The organism is Bacillus andreraoultii (assembly GCF_001244735.1).
Taxonomy (GTDB): Bacteria; Bacillota; Bacilli; order Bacillales; family Caldibacillaceae; genus Caldifermentibacillus; species Caldifermentibacillus andreraoultii.
Genome location: NZ_LN868937.1, coordinates 1,837,320 through 1,852,047, shown reverse-complemented (window position 1 = coordinate 1,852,047; position 14,728 = coordinate 1,837,320). Strand labels below are relative to the sequence as shown.

Genomic DNA, 14,728 nt, shown 5'->3' with positions numbered 1-14,728 from the left:
TATTTTCTCTTGCTTCTTCCACTGTCTGACCAATATTTTTTGGGCCAAACATAACTTCATCAAGTACCGTATGTTTAAAAATTTGGTCATTCGGATTTTGAAAAACAAGACCAATCTCACGAGCGAGTTCGGCTACTGTATGCTTTTTCGTGTTTTTCCCATTAACAGTGACGTCACCGCGATTCGGTTTCAATAGTCCCTTTAACAACTTTACTAAAGTCGTTTTACCTGCACCGTTTTGACCAATAATGGCGGTTGATTCACTATTAAATGTTACGGAAATATCTTTCAATACCGGTTGTCCATCAGTGTAAGCGAAAAATACGTTTTCAACTTTGACTTCATTCATTCTCGTCACCGCCAGTCCTGCCAATCATGGATGAAACCTCTGCCAATGTTATAGGGTAATAGCCTGTTTGTTCATCTTTCATCCCCATCGATTTACAGTACGTTGTAAAAACAGGAGGTTCGATGCCGTATTCATCTAAGTCATCACGTGAAAATACTTTTTGTGGGATATCATAATCAATTTGTTTTCCTTGATCTAACAAAAGGATGCGATCTGCGAAACTTGCTAATTTCTCAATTTTATGCTCAGCAATGACAATCGTCATTCCTTCTTTACTTAATTGTTGAATCACTTTAAATACTTCTTCGGAACCTTGTGGGTCAAGTTGTGATGTCGGTTCGTCCAGCACTAAAATATTTGGGCGCATCGCAATGACACTTGCAATCGCGACACGCTGCATTTGCCCACCAGATAAGTCGAACGGATTTTTCTGTTTAATTTTTTCGATATCCATTAACTGCAAGCTCCAGTCAATACGGCGAATCATTTCTTCACGTGAGAGCCCCATGTTTTCCAATCCAAAAGCAATCTCATCATAAACGGTATATTTTGAAGCAGTCATTTGTGTAAACGGGTTATCAAACACGAGGCCAGCTGTTTGTGAAATGTCTGTAATTGTGCTCGTTTTTACTTCCGTTCCATTGATAAAGACCTTTCCACCATAACCTCCATGAAAAAAATGCGGAATGAGACCGGTTAAGCTTAAACATAAAGATGACTTACCAGAACCATTTCTCCCGACAATCCCAATGACTTCCCCTTCATTCACTTCAAAGGAAATATCATTTAAAGCAAGTTCCTCAGTATCTGGATATTTATATTTCAATCCTTCTACAATAATTTTTTTCATAGGATAATCCTCCAAAGTATTGCGCAAAGTAAAATAATAATGAGGAGTGCCTGGATAAACTTTGCATATTTAAATTCACGAGCTTCGTGTAAAAAAGTTTTCGTTTGTTTTGAGTTGAATCCGCGTACTTCTAAAGCGATTGATCGTTCCCTCGTAGATATTAAGGAATTCATGATCACTGGTCCAATTAACGGTAAAAACGCCTTCATTCGAACGAACAAACTTCCTTCCGTTTCTAAGCCGCGTGAACGTTGAGCATCTTTAATCGTCCCTATCGTTGCACTCATTTGCGGAATTAACTGAAGAACTGAACCAATCACATAACCAATTTTCGGTGACATGCCACGTTTAATTAACGCTTCAATCATTTCATCCGGTTTTGTTGTTAAAATTAACACACCAAATGCACAAAGAAGATTGACAACACGCATCATTAGTAGTAATCCGAAAGACAGTCCTTCTTTGTAAAATGTAATAGGACCAATTTCAAACAATGGCGTAACATTATCTGGACGGAATAACCCTTGGATAATCACTAACGATATGATTAAGAACATACTTAATCCGATTAACGGGATAATTTTCCGAAAAACCTTCCCAATAACAAGAATAGTTATACTTATGAACATAACGATTAGTGCTACGGAATGAAAAGGTAGAATATAAGGTAGAATTGATGCTATGATAGCAAAAAAGATTTTCGTAATCGGGTCAATTTTATGAATTGGGGTATCTTTTTCTACATATAATGTCATAGATTTCATGAAGCCGACACCTGCTTTTTTGTGATTTCGTTTTCATTAGGATATAGATGGAAAAGGAAAAAGCAGAAATCCCACCTTTTCCTAAACCAGATTTCTACAACTCTTCGAAACGTTGATTATTTTTATAAAGTCGCGTAACATTTTTCGGTAATCCTTTAAAAATGAAGAAACAGAGTAAAATGCTAATTAATTTATCTGGTACGTCAACAACAATACTATCTAAGAAAGAAGCAAGCCACACTGGTCCATTTTGGGAAAGCACATAAGCGTAAAGAGCATCTCCCCAAACATTCCCTGTTTGCCCTTCCCAGAACATAATATTGAGTGGTGTTGATACAACAGCGGCAATAAATCCAACAACGAGACCGAGTAATAGAGCTTTCGCAAAGTTATCGATCCAGCCTTTGTATGCAAGGGCACCAACAACAATCCCAATGACACCACTTGTAATCGCATATACGGTAGAAATCGGGTCAAGTGTGATACCATAAATAAGATTATTAATAATTCCTGACAGTCCACCAACGATTGGCCCTGCTAACATACTAGATAAAATCGTTCCTAGTGAATCCAGCCATAAAGGCAATTTTAACCCCGCGGCTATTGTTTTTCCGATATAATTAATCCCGATTGCAATTGGAATTAATACAAGAGCTGCTGTTGAAAGTTTTAATGACCACATACTTGTCTTTTTCATTATCGAACACTCCCCTTTCCTTAAATACATTCAGTTTGAGATGTGATAAAATGAGCAAAAACGTTTTTAACTAAGACTGATTTCTAACATAAATTAATTTTTAAAAATAGGGGTCAAAAAGGGACTACGCTACGAAAATCCTACTCCTAAGTATCACCTCCTATAAGGTAAACGGAAACATTGGTACATTATTAATTATTTTGTTCATAGGCAGATAATGTTTCTAATGCAAGGAGGATTTCGTTTCTCTCCCCCTGTTCAGATAGCGATTCACCGTCAACGTAATCATTAATTCCTTCACTTAAGTCTCCCGTAGATGATACAACAACATTTAGGATAGAAACTGCCTTCATATCGCGTAACCCGGCAAGAACAAATAAAGTTGCCGTTTCCATATCGGACGCTAAAATATTCCGTTTTCCCCAAAATTGATCAATCTCCTCCTCACTATCAGTATAAAAGCTGTCATGACTTCTGACAAGACCGAAGTGATGAGAAAGATTCAATTGTTTTGCTATTTCTTTTAATTGAATTAATAAATCTAAATCAGCTACTGCTGGGTATCCTTTTTCAATATACGTTAACGAAGTGCCATCATTTCTTACCGCACCGGTAGCAATGACTAAACTTCCAATTGGCAAATGGGACTGTAAAGCACCACAACTACCGATACGAATAAGGGTCGAAACACCGATCTTTTTCAATTCCTCTACAGCGATTCCCATCGATGGACCGCCAATTCCGGTGGACATAACTAATACTTTTGTTCCTTTATAGTATCCAATGGCGCTGCGATATTCACGATTGAACGCTACCTCTTTTGGGGAGTCGAGATACTTCATTACTTTTTCTACCCGTTTTGGGTCTCCTGGTAAAATTGCGTATTGGACATTTAAATGATCATCTAGTTGGATATGTGGCTGAACTGTTCCCATAAAAAAGCCTCCCTAATATTAAACAATTCGATTTATTTCCTATAATTTTATTGTCCTTCTTTTTCCGAAAAATGTCAAAATTATTCCCGGTAATTTAGAGCAACTATTTAACAAAAGATAAGTTTTCATAGATACGAAAAAAAGACCGTCCGATAACAGTCTTATTTAATATATCCGTTTTCAATTAAATAATCGATGATCAAATTCACCGATTGTTCTAATGATAATTGATCTGTATCAATCATTAACTCTGGCTTATGTGGTTCTTCATACGGAGCATCAATCCCTGTAAAGTTTATTATTTCTCCATTTCTCACCTTTTTATATAATCCTTTTGGGTCCCGGGCTTCACATGTTTCAATACGAGCTTTCACGTAAACTTCAATAAATTCGTCATCCTCCAGTAACTTACGCACAAGTTCCCGATCTTTCCGATACGGCGATATAAATGCGGTTAACGTAATCATCCCGGCATCGACCATCAACTTTGCAACTTCACCAATTCTTCGTATATTTTCTGAACGATCTTCTGGACTAAAACCAAGATTTTTATTAAGCCCATGGCGAATATTATCTCCATCTAGGCGATACACTTGCACCCCTTTTTCAAACAAAACTTTCTCAAGTTCAGCGGAAATAGTGGATTTACCTGAACCAGACAGTCCTGTAAACCAGAGAACTGTACTTTTATGCTTGTTTCGATCTTGCCGTTCTGTTTTCATTACTTTTGAGAGGTGCCATTCAATATTTTTCGATTCAGACATTTACTTACCTCCATTACAACTCATAACAGATTGATACGTTTCCTCTAATCCTTTTAATACACTTACTTGTGGCGACCAACTGAGTGTTTTTTTCGCTTTTTCATTCATTAAGCAACTATGTTTAATATCCCCGGTTCTTTCCACTGTGTAATTAATAGCAACTTTCTCTCCATGAATGTCGATTAATTTCTCGATGATTTCATTAATTGAAGTTGCTTTTCCAGTACTTATATTGAATACCCCTCTATCCCCTTGTTCAACCGCTGCAAGATTGGCAAGAACAATATCTTTTACAAAAATAAAATCCCTCGTTTGCTCCCCATCGCCATGAATATTTAATGATTGTCCAGCTTTCAGTTTTTCTAGAAAAACAGCGATCACTCCACCTTCACCTTTTGCTGTCTGTCTTGGCCCATACACGTTCCCATAACGGAGAATGGTAAATGGTAGCTGATAAAGTTGGGAAAAAATATGAATATATAACTCTGCGGATAATTTTGAAGCACCATAATAAGACTTTGGAATTGCTGGGTCCTTTTCGTTAATTTTTTCCTTTTCTAAATCACCATAAACAGCGGAAGTAGATGAAAAGATGAATTTCTTCACCCCTGCTACACGAGAAGCTTCTAATAGATTAATTGTTCCATTAATATTTACATCTGCATCAAATACTGGTTCATGGATTGATATACCAACATCAGCTTGGGCGGCGAGATGAAAAATAACATCCGGTTTTTCTTCTTGAATCCATCGTTTTGCTTCTTCTGAACGAATATCGTACCGATGGAGTTGTGCCGTTTGGTTAACATTTCCTATATTCCCTACAGATAAATTATCAAATACATGCACTTCATGATTGAATGCGACTAATTGTTCGACTAGATGTGAACCGATAAATCCGGCCCCTCCAGTAACAAGTGCTTTCATGTTGTTCCTCCTCAATTTTTTATTTCCACATTTCGTGTATGTTAGCGACACTTCGAAGACTTATTTCATTAGGCGTACGCGATGAAGAATCTTTGCCCAATAAGGATCGTTTTCGTTCCAAATTTCTTTATTTGGAAGCTCGACAATGGTAACTTTTGCAAACGGTGATTTTACAACTGTCATTTTTTGTATATCTTTATGATGGATTAAGAGTATTTGAAAATCATGAGCAACCATATTCATTAGTATTTTTTCTAATTGCTGTACATCTTGGAAATTGGCTTCTGATTTTTCAGTGCGAATAAATAAAATTCGTTTACTCGACGAAAGTTTTTCTAAAAAACGGTTGATTCTTCTATCATATTTTTCCTTAACTTCCGGATAACCACCTAAATGGGTAAGCGTGTTTTTATCTGTTTTAAAATCATGATTGAAACCGATATCATATTTAAAGTCGTACACATAAAGGTCAGTTGGTGATAAATACTTATCTGGTCGTAAATTGTTCATATTCAAGAAGTCAGTAAAGCGAGTTTGAATTAGCTGATTCACTTTTGATAATTGTGGGGAACCGACCCAATCAAATACACCCGAAAATGGTCTTAAATTAAATTTTTTCATTTGCATGGCAGGTAAACATAAATGCCCGAGACTAAATACGGCATCATAAGAACCTTTTATTTTTTGTAAGCTCATCTTCTATCCCCCTTTGTTTTCTTATAGCTGTCAGTTACTACTGTATATACAAAACTAAAATTCATACCGATTGATACTATATTATGAGAGATTATTATTTTGATATAAGAAAGCTGACCTACGCGAGGAAATAAGGCAGAATCATTAATATAAATCACTTTTCTACATTTCTTTTTGCAATTGCTTCGTGATAAATATTGACAATTTTTTCTACTGCTTCATGTAAAGACCAGTGATTAATCGCCCATTCTTTCGCAATTTGACCAAGATTTATTAAGTACGCTTCATGATCTAATAAATAATTTATGTTTAGTGCTAACATTTCTTCGTCTCCTGGAGGTGTTAACACGCCAGTCATTCCGTGCTCAATCATTTCAGGAACACCACCGACATTACTTGCAACAACGGCTTTTCCTGCAATTTGGGCTTCAATAACAGATAATGGTTGATTATCAATTAATGTTGGAAGGACGAGCATATCTGATAGTGACAGTATATACGGTACATCTTCTCTTTTGCCAAAAAAGAAAATATTTTTGTTCAAACCTAGTTTCTTCGCTTGCAATTGCAAACTTTCTTTATTCGGGCCATCTCCAACAATCCAACACTCCCAATCGGTTCTCTGTTTCAATCGGTTAAGCGCACCAATTAAATGATGAACACCTTTCATTTCTGATAATCTTCCCGTATAAATAATTATTTTTTTATCAATAGGTCGCCTTATTTCTGACACTTCTTCCATTCGTTTTGAAAATGTGTCGATATCATATCCGTAATGATGGACACGAAGCTTTGTTTCCGGAACTGTATATTCTTTTACTAAAATATTTTTCATCCATTCATTTGCAACAATCGTAATATCGCTATCTGTTGCACCGCTAAATTCGATTTGATTAAAATAGGTCGCACCACGAATAGACTTTTGATTTATTCCTTTATAATAGGCACCTTTTATTTCATGAGCGACACATCCATGTAAAGTGGAAACTAATGCTGCTTTTTTAGGACGAATTCGATTTAATACAATCGTAGAAAACACATCTTGACTATGAATAACATCATATTGATCGAGTATAAGTGTTTTTGCTGCTAGCTCATAAACATACATATGTTCTTCATAATAATGAACGACATAATCGATGACGGTTGTTGGAAAAGCCTGTTCAACTTGTTTTGTGAATAAATCCCGTTCAATGACCCGATTTTGATTCACTACATGAACAAATTGATAGTCCTTCCCAAACCCAAGAAGATCTACTTCATGCCCAAATAATTCCAGTTGTCCTTTTAACTGGACCATATAGTTCCATACACCACCGACATGTGGTATTTCCCAAAATGTGGCAAGTAATATTTTCAATTCCTATTCCCCCTCATCCGCCTTATCCTCTTTCTCTATCATATTCACTAGCGTTTAAATTGAATGGGTGATTGAAAGGCCCCCTAATTCACTCACTTTACACAATTGTCCATTTCATCAACTTATTCCTAACATAGTCTAAAGTAAGGTTAATGGAAAAAGCTTTTTTATAAAGGAGTGTTTAATTATTGCGAGACAGTGAAAAGTTACGAGAAGTTATTAAAATTCGTGTACCTCACAACCACCCAGATTTTCCCTTAGTCCTATTTTGGAGTCAAAAAAGTGGATACACAACATTCTTAAAATGTTTTTTATCAAGAAAACTTACTCAATGAGGTGTTAGCTTACAATCATTGGATTCATGCATATGATCAAGAAGTCTACAAAAAGGAGCCTTCTTATTATGAAAAAACTTGTACGAAACCAGTACCGACGATCAGCAAGTCAATTTCTTATTTTGGCTTCTTCAAAAGGGAATTCACATTGTGAGCAAGAATTGGGAAATATTCGCGAATTCTTTTATCATAATAGAAACAGTACACAGGGAGTCTCTTTTAAACAATTTTTGGATTATCTTCAAGAAGCGGAAACATACGATAATTTATTTGGAAAAATTTACGAGACAGATAGAAAAGCTGAAAAGAAGATTTCACTTAAAAGATTCGGACGTATCAAACTTAAGTACCTCTTCGCACCACCTTTCCTCGATGATGTAAAGGGAGATTTGCGAATCGAAAAAATAAGTGAAGATACGTTTACGAATGTAAATCAATTTCCAACGGTTGAAAGTTTCTATGACGATGAATCCATTCAATTAGTGAATGATCTATTCTCAGAGGACTTACCGTGTGTAGATATAGGAAAATGAAGTAATTTCTTCATACAGAAAAAGGGCCTACCTATTCGAACCCCTTTCAAAATACTTCTTTATGATTTATTGAATATGAAGTGAAGTCAACATTTCCCTAAAATTTTCAGCATACCGTTCTGGATGAAAGTTTGTTTTCACATGTTTCTGTCCGTTCGAACGAATATATTCGCGTAACGTTTGATTTGTCATTAAGTCAACTGCTTGAATAACTGCTTCTCGAATATTTCCAAGCGGATAATATTTTCCTGTTTCATCATGAATAATTGAACTTCTAACGCCATCTGAATCGGTTGTTAAGATTGGGCAGCGACAACTAAGTGCTTCCAAAGCCGAATAAGGGGCTCCTTCTACTTTTGATGTCATACAAAGGAAACCACCCGAATCTCCAATTCGTGAAAGATATTCTGCCATTTGTTCGTTTGGTATATTCGCCAATCTTGTTAAATGATTTTGTAAATTTGATTGCGTGATAAACGTTTCAAATTTCTTTAGTTCACTTGGATCAGCAATGGTCGGATCTTCAAACATATATAAATCAATCTTTTGTTTAATCGTTTTTAGTAATGCTACACTGATTTTTAAAAACTCACGCCAATTTTTATTGTCTTCAATGCGTCCTATCCACGCGATAATTGGCCACGGATGTCCAGAAGTTGGTTGATAAGTAAATGTTGTCATATCAAAGCAATTATTAAATTGGAACTTTGGTACTGTAGGAAAAGTTTCATTAAACAATTGTTCGATATGGGGTGTTTTCGGATTAATGAGTCCATTTGCATATTTAGTAACAAGAGGTGCCGCCTGACGAAAAACTTCTTTTGCTACCTCTTTTGGTCCGTAGCCTTGAATTTCGATGATCATTTTCCCTTTATATCCGAGGGAACGGAATCTTGGTAACGCCTGGAAATCAGACGTAACAATAATCGCTTTGTAATCTCCATCATCTAAAATTTGTTTTATTTCTTGGTTATTATTTGTAATAAATACCGGTGCTTCATGATCGTTTAATAATTCACGCCTTTTTTGATAGTAAAGGAAATGTGAATTGATTCCTATCTTTTTTAAAGCAACACTTCTTTGGCGATTTAACGTTTCAACACCACCACTAGGAACATAGAAAACAAATAATATATTCATTGATTTCACCTCGAATACGTTTTTCGAATTGTATAACTATATATCACGATATGCCCTAATGAACATTTTGTTGAAACAATTTGGGAATCATAGTCTCATGTGATTCGCATAATTTCAAAGTCGCCACTGTTATTTCAACATCAGTAAATTTCTCTTCCGAATGCAACAATCTTTGAGGATTTCACCTTATTTTTTAAAAATTTAGGAAGGACGTGATTTCTTGTCTACCTCTCCACTTGTTTCGATTCTTATCCCATTTTATAACTGCAAATATATAGTTCATGCAATTGTTAGTGCACTAAACCAGACGTATCCTCATTTTGAGGTTATCGTTATTAACGATGGTTCAAGTCAATATAACGAACTCGTGATACCCTATTTACCACGGATTACGTATTTGGAAAAAGAAAATAATGGGGTCGCATCGGCAATAAATCTTGGGATGAAAAAGGCAAAAGGTGACTATTTTGTCTGGTTAAGTTCCGATGACTTCATCTATCCAAATAAAGTTGAAAAACAGATAAATTTTATGCAGGAAAAAAATGCGCAGTTTAGTTTTACGAATTTCAATACGATGAATCGAGATAATCAAATTATTACACTCAATGCTGGGCTGCATTTCAATAGTGAAGTAGAGCTGTTAAACTTATTGCAAAATTATAACCCGATTAATGGTTGTACGATAATGATGGCTAGAGAAGTTGTTGAGGCGATTGGGAATTTCAATGAAAATTTACGTTATGCTCAAGACTACGAATATTGGCTAAGAGTTGCTGGAAAGTTTCATTTACATTATTTACCAGAGGCGTTAACAAACTACCGAATTCATAATGATATGGGGACAATTAGACATAGAAATGAAATACTTGATGAGTTTCATCAAGTAAAAGATCAGTATAGAGAGGTTACTAGGAAAATCATAAAAGAGCGAGAAAAATCGAATATAATGTACGAGTTATAAAGTTAGAAATTGGAAGATTTATACTTTCCTATGAGCCAACGAAAAACGGGGCTGTCCAGAAAGTCAAATGATTGATTTCTGGATGCCCTCTTTTCATGTTTCAAAACCTCGATATATCAACTTTCTTGATTATCACATTTTTGGGTTATTCCCTTTTCGGATAGCCCCTTTCCTATACTTGGTTTCTTTTAAACTTTACAAAATTTTTCTCATAACAAGTTTGCTAACCGACTAATAAACAACTTACTCGAAGTTTGTAATAATATTAAATCCATACGTGCGATAATTTGACATATCCTTAAATACATCCGTAACATCATTTAACGAAATTTCTTTTGACACCAATGATTTCGGATTTAATTTACCTTGTGCAATGAGCCCTAAAAGTCCATCGTACTCAGTCCGTGGATTTCCAAGACTACCTACGATTTCCAATTCCATCATTGTTACTATATCAATTGGAATATCAACAATTCCCGCCTCATTACTTGTCGTTAGACCAATTTGTACATGACGACCTCCTTTACGTAACGAATGAATTGAGTTTAGAATTGTTTCTTTTATACCAAGAGCATCAATGGAAGCTTGAGCACCACCTCTTGTCACTTCTCGTACGGCTTCAATAACATTTTGTGTACGGGCATTTATAGTTACAAGGGCACCTTCATTACGCGCCATTTCCAACTTTTTGTCATCAACATCTACAGCAACCACTTGTGCACCAACTGCATCGGCGACTTGGATTGCAGAAAGCCCAACTCCACCCGAACCATGAACAACAAGCCAATCACCTGGACGGATATTCGTTTTCACAACACCGTGGAATCCCGTCATATAACGACACCCAATAGCGGCTGCAGTAAGTGCATCCACTTCATCAGGGAGATGTACTAAGTTAAAATCACCGTTTGGGATTTTTACAAATTCAGCATACGCACCATCATTCACCATCCCATGAACACGAACATGGTCACAAAGATTAGATTTTCCACTTAAGCAATAGGAACAATGCGAGCAAGATTCATGGAAAGGTGTCGTTACACGATCTCCCACTTTAAAGTTTTTCACTTCCTTACCCACTTCAACGACAATACCACCCATTTCATGTCCTGGAATGATTGGGAGTTCCGGCTTAATGCCTAGCCAACCCATATCACCCATCCACGCATGCCAATCACTCCGACAAACACCACTTGCTTCTACCTTTACAATAACATCACGTGCTCCTGGTGTTGGATCTGGTACATCCCCTACTCGTAATGGCTTTCTTAACTCAACAATTTGCGCTGCTTTCATTCGTATCTCCCCTTTTTTAACTTAAAGTTAACCCCGGTTTCGAAACAAAAAATGGTTTATCCTAGTCGCTTCGTTTTTTACATTTCTTTTTTTACCGAACGATACTTTTTTCCCCATCAACATATGTCAGTTTACTAGACTCCCCGCCAAATATCGTTCGTGGGTTTTTTACTAACATTGTCTCAATTTGTTCATCCGTTACTCCACCATTTTTCAACGCAGGGATAATATTCTCAAAAACATGGGCAATATGCCAGTTCTCGACTAACTTCTCCATACCATTCGGAAATACTGGCTCCTTTCCAAGCCAAACATTGACCGTATCATGAGCCATCATTAATTGATCTGCATAACCTAATCCAAGTAAACCAATTAATGTTCCGATACGATCTCGGTCCATTGGTGCACCAACAAATTTTTGAATACCAAATCGGTCAAACCCAACGAACACCCCTTGTTCAAGCGCACGTAAATGATACTGAATATCTGTATTGCCACACATATGTCCAATTAATATTTTCTTCGGATCAGCTCCTTCATGAATGAGTAATTGAGCTTGCTCTGGACCCATTGTTCCTTCTTGTGTATGGGTAATAATTGGTATACCCGTTTCTTTTTGAACTTTAGCTGCCGCCCTGAAAAACATTTGTTCATAATCAGTAATATGATCTTTACTTGAGCCAAGTTTAATGACACCTGGTTTTAAGCCGGTACGACCGACCCCGTTTTCAATTTCACTCATAAATAATTCGTAAATTTCCTCTTCAGCAATCCCGAGACCTTGCTTAAACTTAAAATAAGCTGGTGCCCCCTCCCCTTCATAATAATAGCCAGTTGAAAAAATGATATTGATTCCAGACCTTTCTGCAATTTCTCTTAGAAGTTCAGGATCACGACCCGAGTCATTCGGTGTTGCATCAACAATTGTTTGAACCCCATGTGCTTTTGCCCGGTTAGCTACTTCAAGTCCGATCCGAATAATTTCGTTTTTATCGTTTTGGTATAAAGAATTCCCAAAATAGCCAGCATATCCGAAAAAGAAATGCTCATGCATCAACGTTTTCCCTAAATCCTTTACATCTACTGGTCCTAACACGGTATTTACTCTTTTACTCATGACAAAATCCCCCTCAACTGTAACTAGTCTACTGTCGCTTTCAACTTTCCTTTATGTAACTCCCTTACAAAAAATATGACTAACCTATTAAAATAGAAAATGAGTCAATTGTATGACAGCGTTTACATTTTAATGTAAGCAATAGCTTCTATAAAGGTTAATCACAGGAAATTCCTTTAGTTTGACTATACTAAACGATAGATAACGTGTCAATATTATTTTCGGATTATTTTATATATTCACAAAACTATCTAGCTATATTATTTTACTAAACTATTATTTTTGAAGTTGAAGTGGAACGGAAAAATAAATATCATCATTCAAAAAAAAACGTCTGACCACTAGTCAGACGAATTATGGTAATAAATAGAGTAAAACACAAAAGAAGTGAGCAGCACTCCCTGCAATAACAAATAAATGCCAAATCATATGATGAAACTTAAACCCTCTCCATATATAAAAGATCGCACCAATCGTGTAAAGTACCCCTCCAACAACTAATAGGACAACACCGTTAGCATCCATATTTTGTCTAATTTGACTCCAACCAATCACGATGAGCCAACCCATTAATACATAAAGAACGGTTGATGTAAATAAATATTTTTTCACGAAAAAGGACTTAAATATAATTCCACCAACAGCTAATCCCCAGACAATCCCAAATAAAGTCCAACCGAGGGCCCCTTGTATTACAATTAATGTAATAGGTGTGTACGTACCAGCAATAAATAAGTAAATGGACGAATGATCAAGAATCTCAAATACATCTTTTGCTTTTCCATGAGGTAAAGCATGCACAAGTGTGGAAGAAGTGTATAAAAGGACCATCGTCGCTCCAAATATTGTGAAACTAACTACATGAATAGCCGAACCGTATAAAGATGAGAAAACAATGAGTAGAACAAGCGCTGCAATACTTAATAAAGCACCGATTCCATGCGTAACAGCATTTGCAATCTCTTCGCCTTTTGTAAACGTATGTGTTTCTGCCAAACAAATCAACTCCTAACTATATTCATTCATTTTAGCACGTTTTAAAAAGGAAAAAAAGAAGAGTGATGGTCCAATAGAAAAAAGGCATAAGGAAGGGACAACCTAACTCATACCTATCAATAGTATTTACATTTTACTTAACTTTATTTACCTTTTTTAAAAAATTTTCAAATAAGGGTTTTGCATTATAGATTGAAAATCAACCAATTATTTTATGTTAACAAATACCCTCCATCGACTAATAAATCGGAACCGGTTACATACGATGCCTCATCAGATGCAAGGAAAGCTATGACATTTGCGATTTCCTCTGGTTTGCCGAATCGCCTCATCGTTGTTTTCTTTTCAATTACTTGCATAAACCGTTCGTTTTTCATCGAGTCTTCCGTTAATGGTGTTTCAACAAACCCTGGTGACACAGAATTCACTCGAATGCCATAACGGGCATACTCATGGGCAAGTGCTTTTGTTAAGTTAATAACTGCTGCCTTTGCTGAACTGTAGTGTGGGAATAAAGCACCCGGTTTATGTCCGGATAAAGAAGAAACATTAACGATTGCACGATTTGTGGCACCATTTGTTTCTGCTCCATCAACCATTACCTTCCCTAAAAGTTTGGAAACGAGAAACACACTATGTAAATTTAATTCTTGAATTTGTTTCCAAGTTTCATAATCGGTATCTTGAATTTTCGAATGGTACGAGGCGCCAGCATTATTTATTAAAATGGTCACATCACCAAATTGATCCTTCACATAGTTTCCGAGTTTTTCAACGTCTTCTTCTTTTGTTACATCACACGCAAAAGGAAAGGCGACAACTTCTTCTTGATTAATCTCATTGGCTACCTTTTCAAGTTTCGTCAATGTTCTACCGACTAAAATTACCTTTGCCCCTTCTGTTGCTAATCTCTTTGAAGCTGCTTCTCCAATCCCACTTCCAGCACCAGTCACAACTGCAATTGCCCCATCAAATCTTGTCATAAAACCCACCCCTTCTTACTATTTA

At 36.2% G+C, this 14,728-nt stretch carries 16 protein-coding genes; 2 read left to right on the top strand and 14 right to left on the bottom strand.

Translation table 11 applies throughout. From position 1 onward, the window contains the following. From BN2144_RS14005 to BN2144_RS13965, 9 genes are all read right to left on the bottom strand, one after another. Positions 1-349, bottom strand: a 349-nt coding sequence (locus BN2144_RS14005) for an ATP-binding cassette domain-containing protein (protein ID WP_033828856.1), incomplete at its 3' end; no start/stop codon positions are given. Then, the gene (locus tag BN2144_RS14000; protein WP_033828855.1) at positions 342-1,199 is read right to left on the bottom strand and encodes an energy-coupling factor ABC transporter ATP-binding protein; all 858 of its coding nucleotides are present in this window, start codon (positions 1,197-1,199) and stop codon (positions 342-344) included. The genes BN2144_RS14000 and BN2144_RS14005, both read right to left, overlap by 8 nt. Beyond that, the gene (locus BN2144_RS13995; protein ID WP_033828854.1) at positions 1,196-1,963 is read right to left on the bottom strand and encodes an energy-coupling factor transporter transmembrane component T family protein; all 768 of its coding nucleotides are present in this window, start codon (positions 1,961-1,963) and stop codon (positions 1,196-1,198) included. Before BN2144_RS13995 ends, BN2144_RS14000 begins: the two co-directional genes overlap by 4 nt. A gap of 94 nt (positions 1,964-2,057) precedes the next feature. Next, on the bottom strand, positions 2,058-2,660 hold the full coding sequence (locus BN2144_RS13990) for a membrane protein (RefSeq protein WP_033828853.1): 603 nt from the start codon (positions 2,658-2,660) through the stop codon (positions 2,058-2,060). 191 nt (positions 2,661-2,851) lie between these two features. Next, entirely contained in the window at positions 2,852-3,595 is a 744-nt protein-coding gene (locus BN2144_RS13985) for a nucleoside phosphorylase (RefSeq protein WP_033828852.1), read from the bottom strand. Between the two features lie 161 nt (positions 3,596-3,756). Next, a complete protein-coding gene (gene cysC, locus BN2144_RS13980; protein WP_033828851.1) occupies positions 3,757-4,359 on the bottom strand; it encodes an adenylyl-sulfate kinase in 603 nt (200 codons plus the stop codon). Further along, positions 4,360-5,286, bottom strand: coding sequence for a GDP-mannose 4,6-dehydratase (locus tag BN2144_RS13975; RefSeq protein WP_033828850.1), 927 nt, complete (start codon positions 5,284-5,286; stop codon positions 4,360-4,362). A 60-nt stretch (positions 5,287-5,346) separates the two neighbouring features. Further along, a complete protein-coding gene (locus BN2144_RS13970; protein ID WP_033828849.1) occupies positions 5,347-5,982 on the bottom strand; it encodes a DUF1796 family putative cysteine peptidase in 636 nt (211 codons plus the stop codon). Positions 5,983-6,136: 154 nt separating this feature from the next. Then, the gene (locus tag BN2144_RS13965) at positions 6,137-7,342 is read right to left on the bottom strand and encodes a glycosyltransferase family 4 protein (protein WP_033828848.1); all 1,206 of its coding nucleotides are present in this window, start codon (positions 7,340-7,342) and stop codon (positions 6,137-6,139) included. Positions 7,343-7,745: 403 nt separating this feature from the next. Here BN2144_RS13965 and BN2144_RS13960 point away from each other — a divergent pair, with 403 nt between their 5' ends. Then, positions 7,746-8,210, top strand: a complete 465-nt coding sequence (locus tag BN2144_RS13960; RefSeq protein WP_033828847.1) for a hypothetical protein — start codon at positions 7,746-7,748, stop codon at positions 8,208-8,210. 66 nt (positions 8,211-8,276) lie between these two features. Here BN2144_RS13960 and BN2144_RS13955 read toward each other — a convergent pair whose 3' ends face one another. Beyond that, entirely contained in the window at positions 8,277-9,350 is a 1,074-nt protein-coding gene (locus tag BN2144_RS13955; protein ID WP_033828846.1) for a glycosyltransferase family 4 protein, read from the bottom strand. Between the two features lie 220 nt (positions 9,351-9,570). On the opposite strand from BN2144_RS13955, the gene BN2144_RS13950 reads away from it, so the two are divergent. After that, positions 9,571-10,311, top strand: coding sequence for a glycosyltransferase family 2 protein (locus tag BN2144_RS13950; protein ID WP_033828845.1), 741 nt, complete (start codon positions 9,571-9,573; stop codon positions 10,309-10,311). A gap of 243 nt (positions 10,312-10,554) precedes the next feature. Here the strand turns inward: BN2144_RS13950 and BN2144_RS13945 are convergent, their stop codons facing one another. The 4 genes from BN2144_RS13945 to BN2144_RS13930 form a co-directional block, all read right to left on the bottom strand. Further along, positions 10,555-11,607, bottom strand: coding sequence for a zinc-dependent alcohol dehydrogenase family protein (locus BN2144_RS13945; protein ID WP_033828844.1), 1,053 nt, complete (start codon positions 11,605-11,607; stop codon positions 10,555-10,557). Positions 11,608-11,698: 91 nt separating this feature from the next. After that, positions 11,699-12,724: a phosphotriesterase family protein gene (locus tag BN2144_RS13940; protein ID WP_042337977.1), complete on the bottom strand. Its 1,026-nt coding sequence runs from the start codon at positions 12,722-12,724 to the stop codon at positions 11,699-11,701. Between the two features lie 354 nt (positions 12,725-13,078). Then, on the bottom strand, positions 13,079-13,720 hold the full coding sequence (gene trhA, locus BN2144_RS13935) for a PAQR family membrane homeostasis protein TrhA (protein ID WP_033828843.1): 642 nt from the start codon (positions 13,718-13,720) through the stop codon (positions 13,079-13,081). A gap of 212 nt (positions 13,721-13,932) precedes the next feature. Then, complete coding sequence (locus BN2144_RS13930) at positions 13,933-14,703, bottom strand: SDR family NAD(P)-dependent oxidoreductase (RefSeq protein ID WP_033828842.1); 771 nt, start codon at positions 14,701-14,703, stop codon at positions 13,933-13,935. Between the last annotated feature and the right edge of the window lie 25 nt (positions 14,704-14,728).

Excerpts from the sequence above, each read along its gene's own strand:
- BN2144_RS14000 (WP_033828855.1), bottom strand. The coding sequence starts at position 1,199 with ATGAAAAAAATTATTGTAGAAGGATTGAAATATAAATATCCAGATACT.
- BN2144_RS13995 (WP_033828854.1), bottom strand. The coding sequence starts at position 1,963 with ATGAAATCTATGACATTATATGTAGAAAAAGATACCCCAATTCATAAA.
- BN2144_RS13990 (WP_033828853.1), bottom strand. The coding sequence starts at position 2,660 with ATGAAAAAGACAAGTATGTGGTCATTAAAACTTTCAACAGCAGCTCTT.
- BN2144_RS13985 (WP_033828852.1), bottom strand. The coding sequence starts at position 3,595 with ATGGGAACAGTTCAGCCACATATCCAACTAGATGATCATTTAAATGTC.
- cysC (WP_033828851.1), bottom strand. The coding sequence starts at position 4,359 with ATGTCTGAATCGAAAAATATTGAATGGCACCTCTCAAAAGTAATGAAA.
- BN2144_RS13975 (WP_033828850.1), bottom strand. The coding sequence starts at position 5,286 with ATGAAAGCACTTGTTACTGGAGGGGCCGGATTTATCGGTTCACATCTA.
- BN2144_RS13970 (WP_033828849.1), bottom strand. The coding sequence starts at position 5,982 with ATGAGCTTACAAAAAATAAAAGGTTCTTATGATGCCGTATTTAGTCTC.
- BN2144_RS13960 (WP_033828847.1), top strand. The coding sequence starts at position 7,746 with ATGAAAAAACTTGTACGAAACCAGTACCGACGATCAGCAAGTCAATTT.
- BN2144_RS13955 (WP_033828846.1), bottom strand. The coding sequence starts at position 9,350 with ATGAATATATTATTTGTTTTCTATGTTCCTAGTGGTGGTGTTGAAACG.
- BN2144_RS13945 (WP_033828844.1), bottom strand. The coding sequence starts at position 11,607 with ATGAAAGCAGCGCAAATTGTTGAGTTAAGAAAGCCATTACGAGTAGGG.
- BN2144_RS13940 (WP_042337977.1), bottom strand. The coding sequence starts at position 12,724 with ATGAGTAAAAGAGTAAATACCGTGTTAGGACCAGTAGATGTAAAGGAT.
- BN2144_RS13930 (WP_033828842.1), bottom strand. The coding sequence starts at position 14,703 with ATGACAAGATTTGATGGGGCAATTGCAGTTGTGACTGGTGCTGGAAGT.